This is a genomic window from Streptomyces sp. NPDC016459 (genome assembly GCF_040632845.1).
Classification (GTDB): domain Bacteria; phylum Actinomycetota; class Actinomycetes; order Streptomycetales; family Streptomycetaceae; genus Streptomyces.
On record NZ_JBEYCR010000004.1, the window covers coordinates 198,281 to 212,661 of the forward strand.

Here is a 14,381-nt window from a genome sequence, read left to right on the forward strand (position 1 = left end):
CTCCTCAGCCTCAGTACGAGAAGGCCATGGGGCGGTCGGGGTCCCGAGAGTCCCCGCCGATCTTGGTGGGCGGGTTGAGGTCGTCCTCGGTGAGCTCGGGCGGTCCCGCCTTGACGTACTTCACGAGGAGCTTGACCTCGATGACGGCGAGGACCGCGTAGAGCGCGGTGAAGACGATCATCGAGGTGAGCACCTCGGCCGTCGTGGTGCCGGGCGAGACCGCGTCCCGGGTGCGCAGTACGCCGTAGACGACCCAGGGCTGACGGCCCATCTCGGTGAAGATCCAGCCCCAGGAGTTGGCGATGAGCGGGAACGCCATGGTCCAGAGGGCGATGATCCAGTACCACTTGCCCAGGCGGGGGCTGAGCGCCTTCCGCTTGAACAGGACCAGGTTCGGCACCTCGTCCTCACCGGTCCTCAGGCCAGGGGCCAGCAGGAACTTCTTCCGGGTCAGCCACAGGCCGAGCATCCCGAGGGTCAGGGAGGCCATGCCGAAGCCGATCATCCAGCGGAAGCCCCAGTAGGCGACGGGGATGTTGGGCCGGTAGTCGCCGGGCCCGAACCTCTCCTGTTCGGCCTTGTTGATGTCGTTGATGCCGGGGACGTGCGAGTCGAAGTCGCCGTTGGCGAGGTAGGACAGGATGCCGGGGACCTCGATGGCGACCTTGTTGTGGCCCTTCTCGACGTCGCCGTAGGCGAAGATCGAGAACGGCGCGGGTGCCTCGCCGTCCCAGAGTGCCTCGGCGGCGGCCATCTTCATCGGCTGCTGCTTGAACATGACCTTGCCGAGCATGTCACCGCTGATGGCGGTGGAGAGGCCGGCGATGATCAGGGTGATCAGGCCGAGCCGCAGCGAGGTCCGCATCACCGGGATGTGCTTCTTGCGGGCCAGGTGGAAGGCGGAGATGCCGACCATGAACGCGCCGCCGACCAGGAAGGCCGCCGTCATGGTGTGGAAGAACTGGGTGAGGGCGGTGTTCTGCGTGAGCACCTGCCAGAAGTCGGTGAGCTCCGCCCGGCCGCGTTCCTCGTTGATGCGGTAGCCCACCGGGTGCTGCATCCAGGAGTTGGCCGCGAGGATGAAGTACGCGGAGAGGATGGTGCCGATCGACACCATCCATATGCAGGCGAGATGGATGCGCTTCGGCAGCTTGTCCCAGCCGAAGATCCACAGACCGATGAAGGTCGACTCGAAGAAGAAGGCGATGAGCGCCTCGAAGGCGAGCGGTGCGCCGAAGATGTCACCGACGAACCGGGAGTAGTCGGACCAGTTCATACCGAACTGGAACTCCTGCACGATGCCCGTGACGACACCCATGGCGATGTTGATCAGGAAGAGCTTGCCCCAGAACTTCGTCGCCTTGAGGTACTTCTCGTCCTCCGTCCGCACCCAGGCCGTCTGGAGCCCGGCGGTGAGCGCGGCGAGGGAGATCGTCAGGGGGACGAAGAGGAAGTGGTAGACGGTGGTGATGCCGAACTGCCAGCGCGCCAACGTCTCTGGCGCCAGAGCGAGGTCCACGTCGTTCTCTCCTTACATCGCCGCGGTCACATCGGCAGTTCGCCCCGTTGATCCCACCCATAAGGGGAGAAAGCAGAGCGCTTGTGAACGCGTTCACATTCACAAGCTATTATGGCTCATACGAAATCCGTATGGTGTCCCGGGGTCCCACAAAGAGACGATCCCCACAAGCAGAGCGCTCGCGGGGATCGGGCACGACGACAGGGGGCCGGTCAGCTCTCCTCGCGGAAGCCCTCCGCCGCCTTGAGGAACAGGTCGTTCGCCTCGGTCTCACCGATCGTGACGCGCACGCCCTCGCCGGCGAACGGCCGGACCGTCACACCGTGCCGCTCGCACTCCGCCGCGAAGTCCACCGTCCGCTCGCCGAGCCGCAGCCAGACGAAGTTGGCCTGGGTGTCCGGCACGGTCCAGCCCTGGGCCACGAGCCCCGCGCGGACCCGCTCGCGCTCGGCCACCAGCGAGCCGACCCGGCCGAGCAGCTCGTCCTCGGCCCGCAGCGAGGCCACCGCCGCGTCCTGCGCCAGCTGGCTCACTCCGAACGGCACCGCCGTCTTGCGCAGCGCGGCCGCCACCGGCTCGTGGGCGACCGCGAAGCCGACCCGCAGCCCCGCCAGGCCGTACGCCTTGGAGAAGGTCCGCAGCACGGCGACGTTCGGACGGTCGCGGTACAGCTCGATGCCGTCGGGGATCTCGGCATCACGGACGAACTCGCGGTACGCCTCGTCGATCACCACCAGGACGTCGGAGGGCACCCGGTCGAGGAAGCGCTCGAGCTCGGCCCGGCGCACCGCGGTGCCCGTGGGGTTGTTGGGGTTGCAGACGAAGATCAGCCGGGTCCGGTCGGTGATCGCCTCGGCCATCGCGTCGAGGTCGTGCACCTCGCCGTCGGTCAGCGGCACCTGCACCGAGGTGGCCCCGCTGATCTGCGTGATGATCGGGTACGCCTCGAAGGAACGCCAGGCGTAGATGACCTCGTCGCCGGGGCCCGAGGTCGCCTGGAGCAGCGACTGGGCGACGCCGACCGAGCCGGTGCCCGTGGCCAGGTGCGAGACCGGCACGCCGAAGCGGTCGGCCAGCTCTTCCATCAGACCCGTGCAGGCCATGTCGGGGTAGCGGTTGAAGTTCGCGGCGGCGGCCAGCGTGCTCTCCATGACCCCCGGCAGCGGCGGGTACGGATTCTCGTTGGAGGACAGCTTGAAGGCCACGGTGCCGCCCGCCGCCGGCCTGCCCGGCTTGTAGGTGGGGACGCCGTCCAGCTCGGCGCGCAGCTTGGGGCCGCCCGTACTCGTCCCGCTGGTCTCGCTCACTGTGTGGCCTCCTCGACCGTCCGTACCGCCAATGCTCCTCACCTTAAGAGGATTCACCCCCGCTGCGAATGGGCTGCGGACAACAGGACGGACACGCTGCGGACACGGCCGCCCCGAGCGGCCCGAAGAGGGGGGAGCGCGCATCGGGGTGGCGCGCGCGGGTGGCGAGCGCCGTGGCGCGCATCCCCCGTAGAGGTGAGTTGAGACCTCTTCGAGACCTCGCCCCCACGCCAGGCCTACGCCGTTCGGCAACCACAGGTCCCATGCGAAGAACCACAACTGCCTTGGATTCCCTGCCGATTGACCTCTTTCGATCATGCAGAAACGTGACTGTCAACGCGTGCATATGCGGCCGCCTCAACCGCCCCTCATCGCCCTACTATCGGCTCGCCATGACAGCAGCAGGGAAGCACCAGGTGAGCCGGGCACAGACCCGGGGAAGCCGGCAGGGCCGGGCGGGCATCCGGGACGTGGCCGCCGCCGCCGGGGTCTCCATCACGACAGTCTCCGACGCGCTCAACGGCAAGGGCCGACTCCCCGACGCCACCCGCCGGCACGTGCGCGAGGTCGCCGACCGGCTGGGCTACCGCCCGTCCGCGGCGGCCCGCACGCTCCGCACCGGGAAGTCGGGACTCATCGGCCTGACCGTGACCACGTACGGGGATGAACCTTTCACCTTCACCGAATTCGCGTACTTCGCGGAGATGGCCAGAGCAGCCACATCGGCGGCGCTCGCCCGGGGCTACGCCCTGGTCATCCTCCCCGCCACCTCCCGCCATGACGTCTGGTCGAACGTCGCCCTCGACGGCACCGTCGTCATCGACCCCTCCGACCACGACCCGGTCGTCACCGAACTGGTCCGCCAGGGCCTGCCCGTCGTCTCGGACGGACGCCCCGCCGGCACCCTCCCGGTGACCGCCTGGGTCGACAACGACCACGAAGCCGCCGTCCTCGACCTCCTCGACCATCTCGCCGACGCCGGCGCCCGCCGCATCGGACTCCTCACCGGAACCACCACCGACACCTACACCCGCCTGTCCACCACCGCCTACCTCAACTGGTGCGAGCGCGTGGGCCAGGACCCCGTCTACGAGGCCTACCCGGCGCACGATCCGTGCGCGGGCGCCGTCGCGGCCGACCGGCTGCTCGCCCGACCCGACCGGCCCGACGCCGTCTACGGCCTCTTCGACCCCAACGGAACCGATCTCCTCGCGGCCGCACGCCGCTACGGACTGCGCGTCCCGGACGACCTGCTGCTGGTCTGCTGCAGCGAGTCGACCGTCTACGCCACCACCGAACCGCCCATCACGACCCTCTCGCTCAAGCCCCGCCGGATCGGCACGGCCGTCGTGCAACTCCTCATCGACGCCATCGAGGGGACCGACGCCGACGGCCCGGTCGAGCAGGTGATACCGACCGAACTCATCGTCCGCACCTCCTCGCAGCGCCGTCCGCCCCGCACCACGGTCAGTCCTCCGCGCTCACCGGCGAAAGACTGAATCCCGCCCCTCCGATTCCGCCGTCCCCGTCCCTGCCCGTGGGCGGGGACGGCGAAACCGGCCACCGAACCGGCCTCAACCCTGGACTGGACCTTCTCAATTCGGGCGAAACAACCGATGAACCCGGAGTGGACCCGGATTCACCACCCCTGGTGCGTCACACAGGAGGAACCTCATTCCTATGATGGGCGCACGACACCGCGGACCTCCCCGACCAGGTCGGTCCGCGATGTGCAGGGCATCGCGACGGTGGTGGAGGGGTCCATGACTCAGGGGGCCGGGCAGGAGCCCGTGGTGCGCACGGCGACATTGCGTGACTTCCGCGTACCGCCGTACGCCCGGGTGCCCGTACAGGGCCATGCCACCGAACCGACAGCGACGGACGCCCAGCCGGCACCCGCGCCGGCCGGGAGCCCCGCCGCGCCCGCACCGCCCCCGCCGTCCGGGAGCCCCCACGCGCCCGCGCCGGCCGAGGCCACGCGCCCGGCCACCGCAGCGGGGACGGCCCCCGCGCCGCAGCCCGCGCCGCCAGGGCCCGATCCCGCCTCACCGCCGACCGCGCCGGCACCCGCACCCGCCGCCGCGCCCGCGCCTCCGCAGGCACCGCCCGCACCCGCGCCCACCGCGCCCATGCCCGCCGAGCCGACCCTCCATCTGGGACGCCGTGCCGCCCCCGCGTACGCCACCGCGGCCGGTTCCTCCATCGTCTCCGTCGCCACCGGCCACCCCGGCAACGCCTTCCCCGACGAGGCGATGCCCGAGGGCTACACGCCGACCGAGCGCGACCTCCCGGTCATCAACCGCGGCGACACCGTCCAGGTCCCGGTCCCCCCCGAGTCCGCCCCCGCCGGCGAGCCCGCCCCCGCGGGCGGCGAGGGACCCGGCCCGCTCTTCGTCGTCGGTGACGTCCACGGCTATCTCGACGAGCTCGTCGCCGCCCTGCACGCCCAGGGCCTCATCGACGAGAACGGCGGCTGGGCCGCGGGCAACGCCCGGCTCTGGTTCCTCGGCGACTTCACCGACCGCGGCCCCGACGGCATCGGCGTCATCGACCTCGTCATGCGGCTCTCCGCCGAGGCCGCCGCCGCCGGCGGCTACTGCAAGGCCCTCATGGGCAACCACGAGCTGCTGCTCATCGGCGCCAAGCGCTTCGGCGACACGCCAGTGAACTCCGGCGCCGGCACCGCGACCTTCCAGGCCGCCTGGCTGCTCAACGGCGGCCAGAAGCACGACATGGACCGGCTCCAGGACGTCCACCTCCAGTGGATGTCCCGGCTCGACGCCGTCGTGCGCGAGGACGACCACCTCCTGCTGCACTCCGACACCACCGCGTACCTCGAATACGGCGAGACCATCGAGGACGTCAACGACACGGTCCACGAGATCCTCAACCGCAACGACGCCGACGAGGTCTGGGACGTCTTCCGCAAGTTCACCAAGCGCTTCGCCTTCCGCGACGAAGGCGGCCCGCAGGCCGTCCAGGAACTGCTCTCCACCTACGGCGGTCGCCGGATCGTCCACGGCCACAGCCCGATCCCGTACCTCCTCGGCCAGGTCGGCACGGAGGACGGCGAGGGCAGCGCCGGCCCGGTCGTCGACGGTCCGCACGTGTACGCGGGCGGTCTGGCGATCGCCATGGACGGCGGAGTGACCATGGCCGGAAAGCTCCTGGTCGTCCAGCTCCCCCTGGACCGCTGAGGCATCACCCTGCGCATCCGCGAAAGGCGAATTCCGGAAACACCCTGTCAGCGTGTGGCACCCCCGTCCTACCATCAGGTGCATCCGTAGCAGGCTCTCCTCCGTTTCCGCCCGACCCACCGTGTTCCACGGCTGATCCGGGCCGACGGAGCATCGGGGGACGCACATGAACGTGGCTCCGCACCTGCTGACCGAGGACCGCGCCGAGTACGAGCGGATCCTCGACGACGCACTCAGCACCGCCCACGCACGCCCGGACCTCGCCGGGGCCGGGACCAGGCTCACGCTCGCGCAACTGCGCGCCCTGACGCTGAACGCGACGTCGCTGGTCACCAGCGCGGCGGCGAGCGAGTACGACCACTTCGTGAAGGTCCGCGAGCAGAACCGCGCCGCGCTCGGGGCCCGGCCACCGGTCCCTTCCGACCGTCCCGGCCCCGGCGCGGGCGTCGTCGCGATCTTCACCGTCCTGGTGCCCGTCCTCGCCGGGGCGGCCGCCGTCATACTCCTGCTGGTCGGCGCGGTCCTGCGGGCCCTCGCCCCCTCGCTGGTGTTCGGGGCGACGCTGCTGACCGCCGGCCTGGTCTTCGGCGCCGTGGCCGCGGCCGGACTGCTCTGCGCGGCCGCCGGGCTCCTCGTCACGGCCCTGCGCAACAGTCCGGCCGAGGTCAGCACGGGCGCCGCGCCGGACGACGAGCTGTCCCGCGCCCGGGAGGCCTGGCGCCGCGCCCTTCTCGAGCGCGGCATCCTCCCCTTCCTCCGCGACGTCCTCGCCGCCACCGCCCCGCCCACAGGCCCGTCCCCCGGCCCGCCCGTCAACCAGTAGGCCACCCCTCCCCGGCACGCCACCGGCCCGCGACTCCCCCGGGGTCGCGGGCCGGATCATGCGCCGGAAGGGTCAGGACAGGACCCGGAAGGCGTCAGTCCGCCAGCGGCAGGTAGACGCGATTACCACTCGCGGCGAACTCCTTGGACTTCTCCGCCATGCCGGCCTCGATCTCCTGCTGCGTACCGCCGTGCTCACGACGGATGTCATGCGAGATCTTCATGGAACAGAACTTCGGACCGCACATCGAGCAGAAGTGCGCGGTCTTCGCGGGCTCCGCCGGCAGCGTCTCGTCGTGGAACTCCCGCGCGGTGTCCGGGTCGAGCGCCAAGTTGAACTGGTCCTCCCAGCGGAACTCGAACCGCGCGTCCGAGAGCGCGTCGTCCCACTCCTGCGCGCCCGGGTGCCCCTTCGCGAGGTCCGCCGCGTGAGCCGCGATCTTGTACGTGATGACACCCGTCTTCACGTCGTCCCTGTTCGGCAGGCCCAGGTGCTCCTTGGGCGTGACGTAGCAGAGCATCGCCGTCCCCCACCAGGCGATCATCGCCGCGCCGATGCCGGAGGTGATGTGGTCGTACGCGGGCGCCACATCCGTCGTCAGCGGGCCGAGCGTGTAGAACGGCGCCTCCTCGCAGATCTCCTGCTGGAGGTCGATGTTCTCCTTGATCTTGTGCATCGGGACGTGCCCGGGGCCCTCGATCATCGTCTGCACGTTGTGGCGCTTGGCGATCGTGTTCAGCTCGCCGAGCGTACGCAGCTCCGCGAACTGCGCCTCGTCGTTGGCGTCCGCGATCGAACCGGGGCGCAGCCCGTCGCCGAGTGAGTACGTGACGTCGTACGCCGCCAGGATCTCGCAGAGCTCCTCGAAGTTCGTGTAGAGGAAGTTCTCCTTGTGGTGCGCGAGACACCAGGCGGCCATGATCGAGCCGCCGCGCGAGACGATGCCGGTCTTGCGGCGCGCGGTGAGCGGCACGTACGGCAGGAGTACGCCGGCGTGCACGGTCATGTAGTCCACGCCCTGCTCGGCCTGCTCGATGACCGTGTCCTTGTAGATCTCCCAGGTCAGCTCCTCGGCCCGGCCGTCGACCTTCTCCAGGGCCTGGTAGAGCGGCACGGTGCCGATGGGGACGGGGGAGTTGCGCAGGACCCATTCGCGGGTGGTGTGGATGTTGCGGCCGGTGGACAGGTCCATGACCGTGTCGGCGCCCCACTTGGTCGCCCAGGTCATCTTCTCCACCTCCTCCTCGATGGAGGAGGTGACGGCGGAGTTGCCGATGTTGGCGTTGACCTTCACCAGGAACCGCTTGCCGATGATCATCGGCTCGATCTCGGGGTGGTTGACGTTCGCCGGGAGCACCGCGCGACCCGCGGCGATCTCGTCCCGTACGACCTCGGGGGAGACGTTCTCCCGGATCGCCACGTATTCCATCTCCGGGCTGATCTCGCCCCGGCGGGCGTACGCGAGCTGCGTCACCGCCCGGCCGTCACGGCCCCGGCGCGGCAGGCGCGGGCGGCCGGGGAAGACGGCGTCGAGGTTCTTGAGCCCGCCGCCGCGCGGTGAGGTGTGCTTGATGCCGTCGTCCTCGGGGCGGGCCGGGCGGCCCGCGTACTCCTCGGTGTCGCCGCGGCCGATGATCCAGTTCTCGCGCAGCGGCGGGAGGCCCCGTCGTACGTCGGTGTCGACGGTGGGGTCGGTGTACGGGCCGGAGGTGTCGTACAGCGTGACGTCCTTGCCGTTGGTGAGGTGTACCTGACGGACCGGCACCCTGAGGTCGGGGCGCGAGCCCTGGACGTACCCCTTGTGCCAGCCCGGCGTGCGCTCGCCGTCGACAGAGGTGCCGTCCTGGTCGGAGGCAGGCGTGCGTGCGTCCTGAATGGTCATGAGACCGATCTCCCTACGCCGGCATTACCCGGTAACAGGTTCGGCGGTCGGCGCAGCCTCTTCCCGTACGCGCGTACGGTGATCAGCGCCCTCTCAGCCCGGTGCTCCGAGCTCCCGCGTGTGCAAAGGTGCCACCACGCTAGCGTCATCCCTGGCGTGCTGAACAGTGGGCCCCCGCCGTTCTTGCGATGATCGGTCGGTGACTTCCCCCGAGCAGACTCCCGAGCCGCACGGCCACGACCCCGGTCCCGGCCCCTCCCACGGGCACGGCCAGGGGCACGGCCACAGCCACAGCCACGGCCCCGCCGCCCCGGTGTCCCGGCACCTGCGCAAGGTCATCGCCGCCGTCCTGATCCCCTTCGCCACCGCCGTCGTGGTCGGCCTCGCGGTGCTGTGGCCGGGCGGCGCCCCGGCGCACGACCGCACCGGGGTCGGCTTCGACCGGCAGACCGAGCAGGGCAGGGTCGTCGCCGTCGAGCAGGTCGACTGCAAGGACGTGAACGCCGCGCAGGTCCCGCCGACCGGTGACACCTCCACCCCGGAGGGGCGCGAGGCCGTCGAGTCCCAGCAGGGCCAGTGCGAGAAGGCGACCGTCGAACTGGTCAGCGGCCCGGAGAAGGGACGCAGGTTCACCGAGATCGTGCAGCCGGACGCGCCCCGCCAACTGGACCGGGGCCAGGGGGTGGTGGTGGCGTACGCTCCCGACGCCCCGCGTGACCTGCAGTATTCGGTGACCGACGTGAACCGCAAGGTGCCGTTGGCGGTACTGGCCGGGATCTTCGCCCTCGTCGTCGTGCTCGTCGGCCGGATGCGCGGCGTAATGGCGCTCATCGCGCTCGTCGCGAGCTTCCTGGTGCTGACGTTCTTCATCCTGCCGGCGATCCTGGAGGGATCGAATCCGCTGGTGGTGGCGGTGGTCGGGTCGAGCGCAATCATGTTGATCGCCCTCTACATGTGCCACGGCCTCTCGGCCCGCACCTCGGTCGCGGTGCTCGGGACGCTGATCTCGCTGCTTCTGATCGGTCTGCTCGGCTCGCTCTTCATCGGCTGGGCCTCGCTCAGCGGCAACACCGACGACAACACCGGTCTGATCCACGGCCTGTACCCGGGCATCGACATGTCCGGCCTGCTCCTGGCCGGAATCATCATCGGTTCGCTCGGTGTGCTCGACGACGTGACGGTCACCCAGACCTCGGCCGTCTGGGAACTGCACCAGGCCGACCCGGGCATGGGGCCGCGCGCCCTGTACCGGGCCGCCATCCGGATCGGACGCGACCACATCGCCTCGGTCGTGAACACGCTTGTGCTCGCCTACGCCGGCGCCGCCCTCCCGCTGCTGCTGCTCTTCTCGATCGCGCAGAGCAGCATGGGGACGGTGGCCAACAGCGAGCTGGTCGCCGAGGAGATCGTGCGGACCCTGGTGGGGTCGATCGGCCTGGTCGCCTCCGTGCCGGTCACCACGGCGCTCGCGGCCCTGGTGGTCTCCGCCGACCGACCGGCTTCCGGGGGGACCCGGCCCGCGACGGCACGGGGCGGACGGCGCCGCCGCGCCAAGTGAGGCGTAGGAGCCACGTCATGGTGGGTGACGTACGAGCCCGAGGTGGTGGGCGACGTACGAGCCGCGTGGTGGCAGACGGACGAGGGGGTGGGCGCCGGTTCAGGCGGCGGGTCCCGCGCTCTCCTCGGCCAGGATCCGGCCGAGAGCGGCCTCCAGGTTGTCCTCGAAGTCGCCGAGGCTCCGTTCCTGACCGAGCGGGACGAGCTTGTCCGTACGGTCGAGGAAGGCGACGAGCGGCGGCGCGCTGGCCCGGAACAGGGCACGGTCGCCGCCGACCTGAAGCCGGATGGAGACGTCCGAGAGGCCTTCGGGCTCCGTCGGGGCGATGTGCACATCGCCGTCCCCGCTCGGCCGGGCGATGCCGTCGAGCAGCAGTTCCCGGCCGAACGCCCAGGTCACAGGAGCGTCCCCGGGAAGGTGGAAGGTCATCCGCACCGCGTAGGGATCCCGGGTCTCATATCGCAGTTCGACCGGGATCCTGAAGGAGAGCTCCTCGGAGACGAGGAAGCTCATCAGGACTTCCGCCTGAACGGACTCTCGCATCGTGTACCCCGCAGTAGATGGAGCAGTTGTGTAAACACAGCTGCTGAAAGCTGTGACCGAAACGGCCAGGAATGATCCCCCGTGCCCTCTTGACGCAATCGTGCTGTACGCGCTAGCAGATCACAAGGAGTGATTTTTCAGATACTGATAGAGAAAGCGAGGGAGTTGAAGAGCCGTCCGATCTCCGTGCGTAGTCGTTCGACTGCGGGGAGCAACTGTTCTTCCTGGTGAAGAGGGAGGGAAATGGCCATTGCGGCCGCCGCGGAGCCCGCGGTGATGGGGATCGCGGCACAGACCGTGCCGAGTGCATATTCCTGACGCTCCACCAGGGGCTCCATTCGCCCCAAACCATCCAAACGTTCCACAAGCATGCGGCGGTTACGCACAGTGAACGGGGTGATGGCTTCCACCGGATGCCGGTCGAGGTGGTCTTGACGAGATTTCACATCGAGTTGGCTCAGCAGACACTGACCGATCGCATGGGCGTGGGCGGTCTGCCGGAAATCGGCCCATTCCTCCACGGCGGGGGCGGCCGGAGTGTCGGCGACGGCGACGAGCTCGATCTCCCCCTCTCGATAGAGGGCGAAGTACACCGGCACACCGATCTCGTCCCGCCAGCGGGCAAGGGAGTCTTCGATCTTGATGCGACGATTCTGCACGGCTTCGCCGCCGGCCAGCCGGACGGCGGCCTCCCCCAGCACGAACACACCCTTCTCACGGCGCAGATAGCCCTCGTGCGTCAGGGTGCGGAGCAGGTGGTACGTGGTGGGCAGCGGGAGGCCCGTCTCACGGGCGAGCTGCTTGGCCGGCGCGCCGCCCTCATGGGAGGCCACGGCCTCCAGAAGTCTCAGCGCGCGCTGAACCGAGCCGATCAGGGTAGGCGCAGCCGTATGCGTAGCCGTGGCCAAAGGTCACCCCCAGGCGTGACGACGGATGCATCGCACCCGCCCGCGGGGGCCGCCCCCGCGCGCCCGCCGGGCCTGGGAAACCGCTGGTCAGTAGGGAGATCTACACCTGTAGTCCCCAAAGCGGCGGAGAGATCCCACTCTAAGGGCAGCCCCTGGGCCCCTGCCCTGTTTCGACCGGTGCGTTCCCCCGGCCGGGCTAATACCCTCCGTCGCCTCCATACCGATCAGTAGCTTGTGCTACCACTCCTCACGCGAGCGGCCGGAGGCGCTGAACTTCCTTACGACGTAGATCAGTCCGGCGACGAGGGCCACGAAGAGCAGCACCTTGAACAGCAGTCCGACCACGAAGGCCAGGACGCTGGTGATCAGCCCGCCGAAGACGAGCAGGGCGAGCGCCGGTATGGCGACCCACTTCACCCACCAGGGCATCCCCGCGAGAATCTCCTGTACGGCCATCGTCCTACCTCGCTCTCGAAGTCCGTTCCGCGCACTCCGCGCCGAACAACCTCAAGGCTAGGGGCCGGAAGAGGCCCATGGGGGCGTCGTGGCCCCCGCTCTCCCCTGATCCGCCCCCTAGGGGGTTCGGGCTCCCCGACCCTCAGCTCTCCGGCGGGGAGAAGACCACCATCACTCGCAGGTCCTCGCTGATGTGGTGGAACCTGTGCTCCACCCCGGCGGGCACATAGACCACGCTGCCGCGCGCCACCTGGGTCGTCTCCGTCCCGACCGTGATCGCCGCCCGGCCGCTCACGACGAAGTACACCTCGTCCTGACGGTGCGGCTGCTGGGGGTCGAGCTCCCCGGCGTCGAGCGCGTACAGGCCCACCGACATGTTCCGCTCCCGCAGGAACTGGAGGTACGCGCCCTTGTTCGCGGCACGCTCCGCCTCCAGTTCGTCCAGTCGGAATGCCTTCATCGCCCGTACGCCCCTGACCTCGGCCCGATCGTGTCTGCCACGATCAGACACATGATGAATTTCGTAGTCAAGACGCTCGCCAACGCGGGCGCCCTGGGAGTCGCCATCTGGCTGCTCCAGGACATCACCCTGACCGGTGAGAGCACCGGCAAGAAGGCCCTGACCCTCATTCTCGTCGCCCTGGTCTTCGGGCTCGTGAACTTCTTGGTCAAGCCGCTCGTCAAGTTGCTGACGCTCCCCCTCTTCGTCCTGACGCTCGGCCTGATCACCCTCGTGGTCAACGCCCTGATGCTGCTCCTCACGTCCTGGCTCGCCGAGCAGTTCGACCTCAGCTTCCACGTCGAGGGCTTCTGGACCGCCGTCCTGGGCGGCCTGATCATCTCCGTCGTCTCGTGGGCACTGAACGTCGTCCTCCCCGACGGTGACTGAGTGGGGGCCATGACCTACCTCGCGGCCTCCTCCATGGGGCGCGAGGGTTTCGAGGAGTGTGGGGAGACGGCGGAGGCCGCGAGCGAGGGACTGCTCGCCGCCGTACGCCTTGAGATCGAGGAGCGGACACCGTGACCGACAAGGACTACGGCGACGGCACGCGTGCCGTGCGGGCGGGGCTTCCCGAACCCGTCAAGTACGAGCCGACGCTGCCGGGGCCGGTCTTCGCCGCGCACTTCCACCTGCCGGGCGAACCGACGGGCCCGTACACCTACGGCCGCGACGAGAACCCCACCTGGACCCATCTGGAGCGGGCCATCGGCGAGCTGGAGGCGCCGGGGGAGGAGGGCATCGAGACGCTGGTCTTCGCCTCGGGCATGGCCGCGATCTCCGCCGTCCTCCTCTCGCAGCTGAAGGCGGGCGACGCGGTGGTGCTGCCCACCGACGGCTATCAGGCCCTGCCCCTGCTGCACGAGCAGCTGAGGGCGTACGGCATCGAGATCCGCACCGCGCCGACCGATGGCGACGGCCAGCTCGCCGTGCTCGACGGGGCCCGGCTCCTCTGGATCGAGACCCCGTCCAACCCCGGCCTCGATGTCTGCGACATCCGCCGCCTGGTGCGCGAGGCCCATGCGGCGGGGGCACTCGTGGCCGTCGACAACACCCTCGCCACCCCACTCGGGCAGCGCCCCCTGGTGCTGGGCGCGGACTTCTCCGTCGCCAGCGACACCAAGGGCATGACCGGACACGGCGACATCCTGCTCGGCCACGTCAGCTGCCGCGACCCCGAGCGGGCGGCGGAGGTGCGGCGCTGGCGCAAGGTCGTCGGGGCCATTCCCGGTCCCATGGAAGCCTGGCTCGCCCACCGTTCGCTCGCCACGCTCCACCTGCGGATCGACCGCCAGTGCTCCACGGCCCTCGCGCTCGCCCGGACGCTCGCCGAGCGCGCGGACGTGACCGGGCTGCGGTACCCCGGACTGCCCGGCGACCCCTCGCACGCGGTCGCCGCCGGGCAGATGCGGCGATTCGGGTCCGTCGTCTCCTTCGAGCTCGCGGACCGGAAGCGGGCCGATCGGTTCCTCGAAGAGCTGCGGCTCGTGGACGATGCCACCAGCTTCGGCGGGGTGCGCTCCACGGCGGAGCGGCGCGGGCGCTGGGGCGGGGACGCGGTCGCTGAGGGCTTCATCCGGTTCTCGGTCGGCGCCGAGGACCCGGAGGACCTGATCGCCGACGTGCTGCGGGCCCTCGACGAGACCGGAGCCGCCGGCTGAGTCCGGAGCCCGGCCGCGCATACGCGGA

Annotated in this window: 13 protein-coding genes, 1 pseudogene and 1 riboswitch; of the genes and pseudogenes, 7 read left to right on the plus strand and 7 right to left on the minus strand. The window is 69.9% G+C overall.

Annotation, left to right across the window (positions count from 1 at the left end; all coding sequences use genetic code 11):
- Window positions 1-10: 10 nt before the first annotated feature.
- The gene (locus tag ABZ567_RS13325; protein WP_360788078.1) at window positions 11-1,519 is read right to left on the minus strand and encodes a cytochrome ubiquinol oxidase subunit I; all 1,509 of its coding nucleotides are present in this window, start codon (window positions 1,517-1,519) and stop codon (window positions 11-13) included.
- Window positions 1,520-1,731: 212 nt separating this feature from the next.
- The gene (gene hisC / locus ABZ567_RS13330; protein ID WP_360788081.1) at window positions 1,732-2,826 is read right to left on the minus strand and encodes a histidinol-phosphate transaminase; all 1,095 of its coding nucleotides are present in this window, start codon (window positions 2,824-2,826) and stop codon (window positions 1,732-1,734) included.
- A 392-nt stretch (window positions 2,827-3,218) separates the two neighbouring features.
- On the opposite strand from hisC, the gene ABZ567_RS13335 reads away from it, so the two are divergent.
- The 3 genes from ABZ567_RS13335 (at window position 3,219) to ABZ567_RS13345 (ending at window position 6,846) form a co-directional block, all read left to right on the plus strand.
- Complete coding sequence (locus ABZ567_RS13335; RefSeq protein WP_360788084.1) at window positions 3,219-4,325, plus strand: LacI family DNA-binding transcriptional regulator; 1,107 nt, start codon at window positions 3,219-3,221, stop codon at window positions 4,323-4,325.
- A 249-nt stretch (window positions 4,326-4,574) separates the two neighbouring features.
- Window positions 4,575-6,023 (plus strand): metallophosphoesterase, encoded by a 1,449-nt coding sequence (locus ABZ567_RS13340; RefSeq protein ID WP_360788811.1) that lies wholly within the window; start codon window positions 4,575-4,577, stop codon window positions 6,021-6,023.
- A 166-nt stretch (window positions 6,024-6,189) separates the two neighbouring features.
- A complete protein-coding gene (locus ABZ567_RS13345) occupies window positions 6,190-6,846 on the plus strand; it encodes a hypothetical protein (protein ID WP_360788087.1) in 657 nt (218 codons plus the stop codon).
- A 94-nt stretch (window positions 6,847-6,940) separates the two neighbouring features.
- Here ABZ567_RS13345 and thiC read toward each other — a convergent pair whose 3' ends face one another.
- Window positions 6,941-8,728, minus strand: a complete 1,788-nt coding sequence (gene thiC, locus ABZ567_RS13350; RefSeq protein WP_360788090.1) for a phosphomethylpyrimidine synthase ThiC — start codon at window positions 8,726-8,728, stop codon at window positions 6,941-6,943.
- Window positions 8,722-8,856: riboswitch (TPP riboswitch) on the minus strand. Its footprint overlaps the gene before it by 7 nt.
- Window positions 8,857-8,927: 71 nt before the next feature.
- Here thiC and ABZ567_RS13355 point away from each other — a divergent pair.
- Window positions 8,928-10,286: a YibE/F family protein gene (locus ABZ567_RS13355; RefSeq protein WP_360788093.1), complete on the plus strand. Its 1,359-nt coding sequence runs from the start codon at window positions 8,928-8,930 to the stop codon at window positions 10,284-10,286.
- 99 nt (window positions 10,287-10,385) lie between these two features.
- Here the strand turns inward: ABZ567_RS13355 and ABZ567_RS13360 are convergent, their stop codons facing one another.
- The 4 genes from ABZ567_RS13360 to ABZ567_RS13375 all read right to left on the minus strand — a co-directional run bounded on the left by ABZ567_RS13360 (window position 10,386) and on the right by ABZ567_RS13375 (window position 12,653).
- Entirely contained in the window at window positions 10,386-10,829 is a 444-nt protein-coding gene (locus ABZ567_RS13360; RefSeq protein WP_360788096.1) for an SsgA family sporulation/cell division regulator, read from the minus strand.
- A gap of 137 nt (window positions 10,830-10,966) precedes the next feature.
- Window positions 10,967-11,737, minus strand: a complete 771-nt coding sequence (locus ABZ567_RS13365; protein ID WP_360788099.1) for a helix-turn-helix domain-containing protein — start codon at window positions 11,735-11,737, stop codon at window positions 10,967-10,969.
- 237 nt (window positions 11,738-11,974) lie between these two features.
- Complete coding sequence (locus tag ABZ567_RS13370) at window positions 11,975-12,193, minus strand: DUF5326 family protein (RefSeq protein ID WP_360788102.1); 219 nt, start codon at window positions 12,191-12,193, stop codon at window positions 11,975-11,977.
- Window positions 12,194-12,335: 142 nt separating this feature from the next.
- On the minus strand, window positions 12,336-12,653 hold the full coding sequence (locus ABZ567_RS13375; RefSeq protein WP_360788105.1) for a cupin domain-containing protein: 318 nt from the start codon (window positions 12,651-12,653) through the stop codon (window positions 12,336-12,338).
- 51 nt (window positions 12,654-12,704) lie between these two features.
- Between ABZ567_RS13375 and ABZ567_RS13380 the strand changes: the two genes are divergently transcribed.
- The 3 genes and pseudogenes from ABZ567_RS13380 (at window position 12,705) to ABZ567_RS13390 (ending at window position 14,353) form a co-directional block, all read left to right on the plus strand.
- A complete protein-coding gene (locus ABZ567_RS13380) occupies window positions 12,705-13,082 on the plus strand; it encodes a phage holin family protein (RefSeq protein WP_360788108.1) in 378 nt (125 codons plus the stop codon).
- A 36-nt stretch (window positions 13,083-13,118) separates the two neighbouring features.
- Window positions 13,119-13,217 (plus strand): annotated as a pseudogene (locus ABZ567_RS13385) (low molecular weight phosphotyrosine protein phosphatase); the annotation flags it as partial.
- The gene (locus ABZ567_RS13390) at window positions 13,214-14,353 is read left to right on the plus strand and encodes a cystathionine gamma-lyase (protein ID WP_360788111.1); all 1,140 of its coding nucleotides are present in this window, start codon (window positions 13,214-13,216) and stop codon (window positions 14,351-14,353) included. The pseudogene ABZ567_RS13385 and the gene ABZ567_RS13390, both read left to right, overlap by 4 nt.
- The last annotated feature ends 28 nt before the right edge of the window (window positions 14,354-14,381 follow it).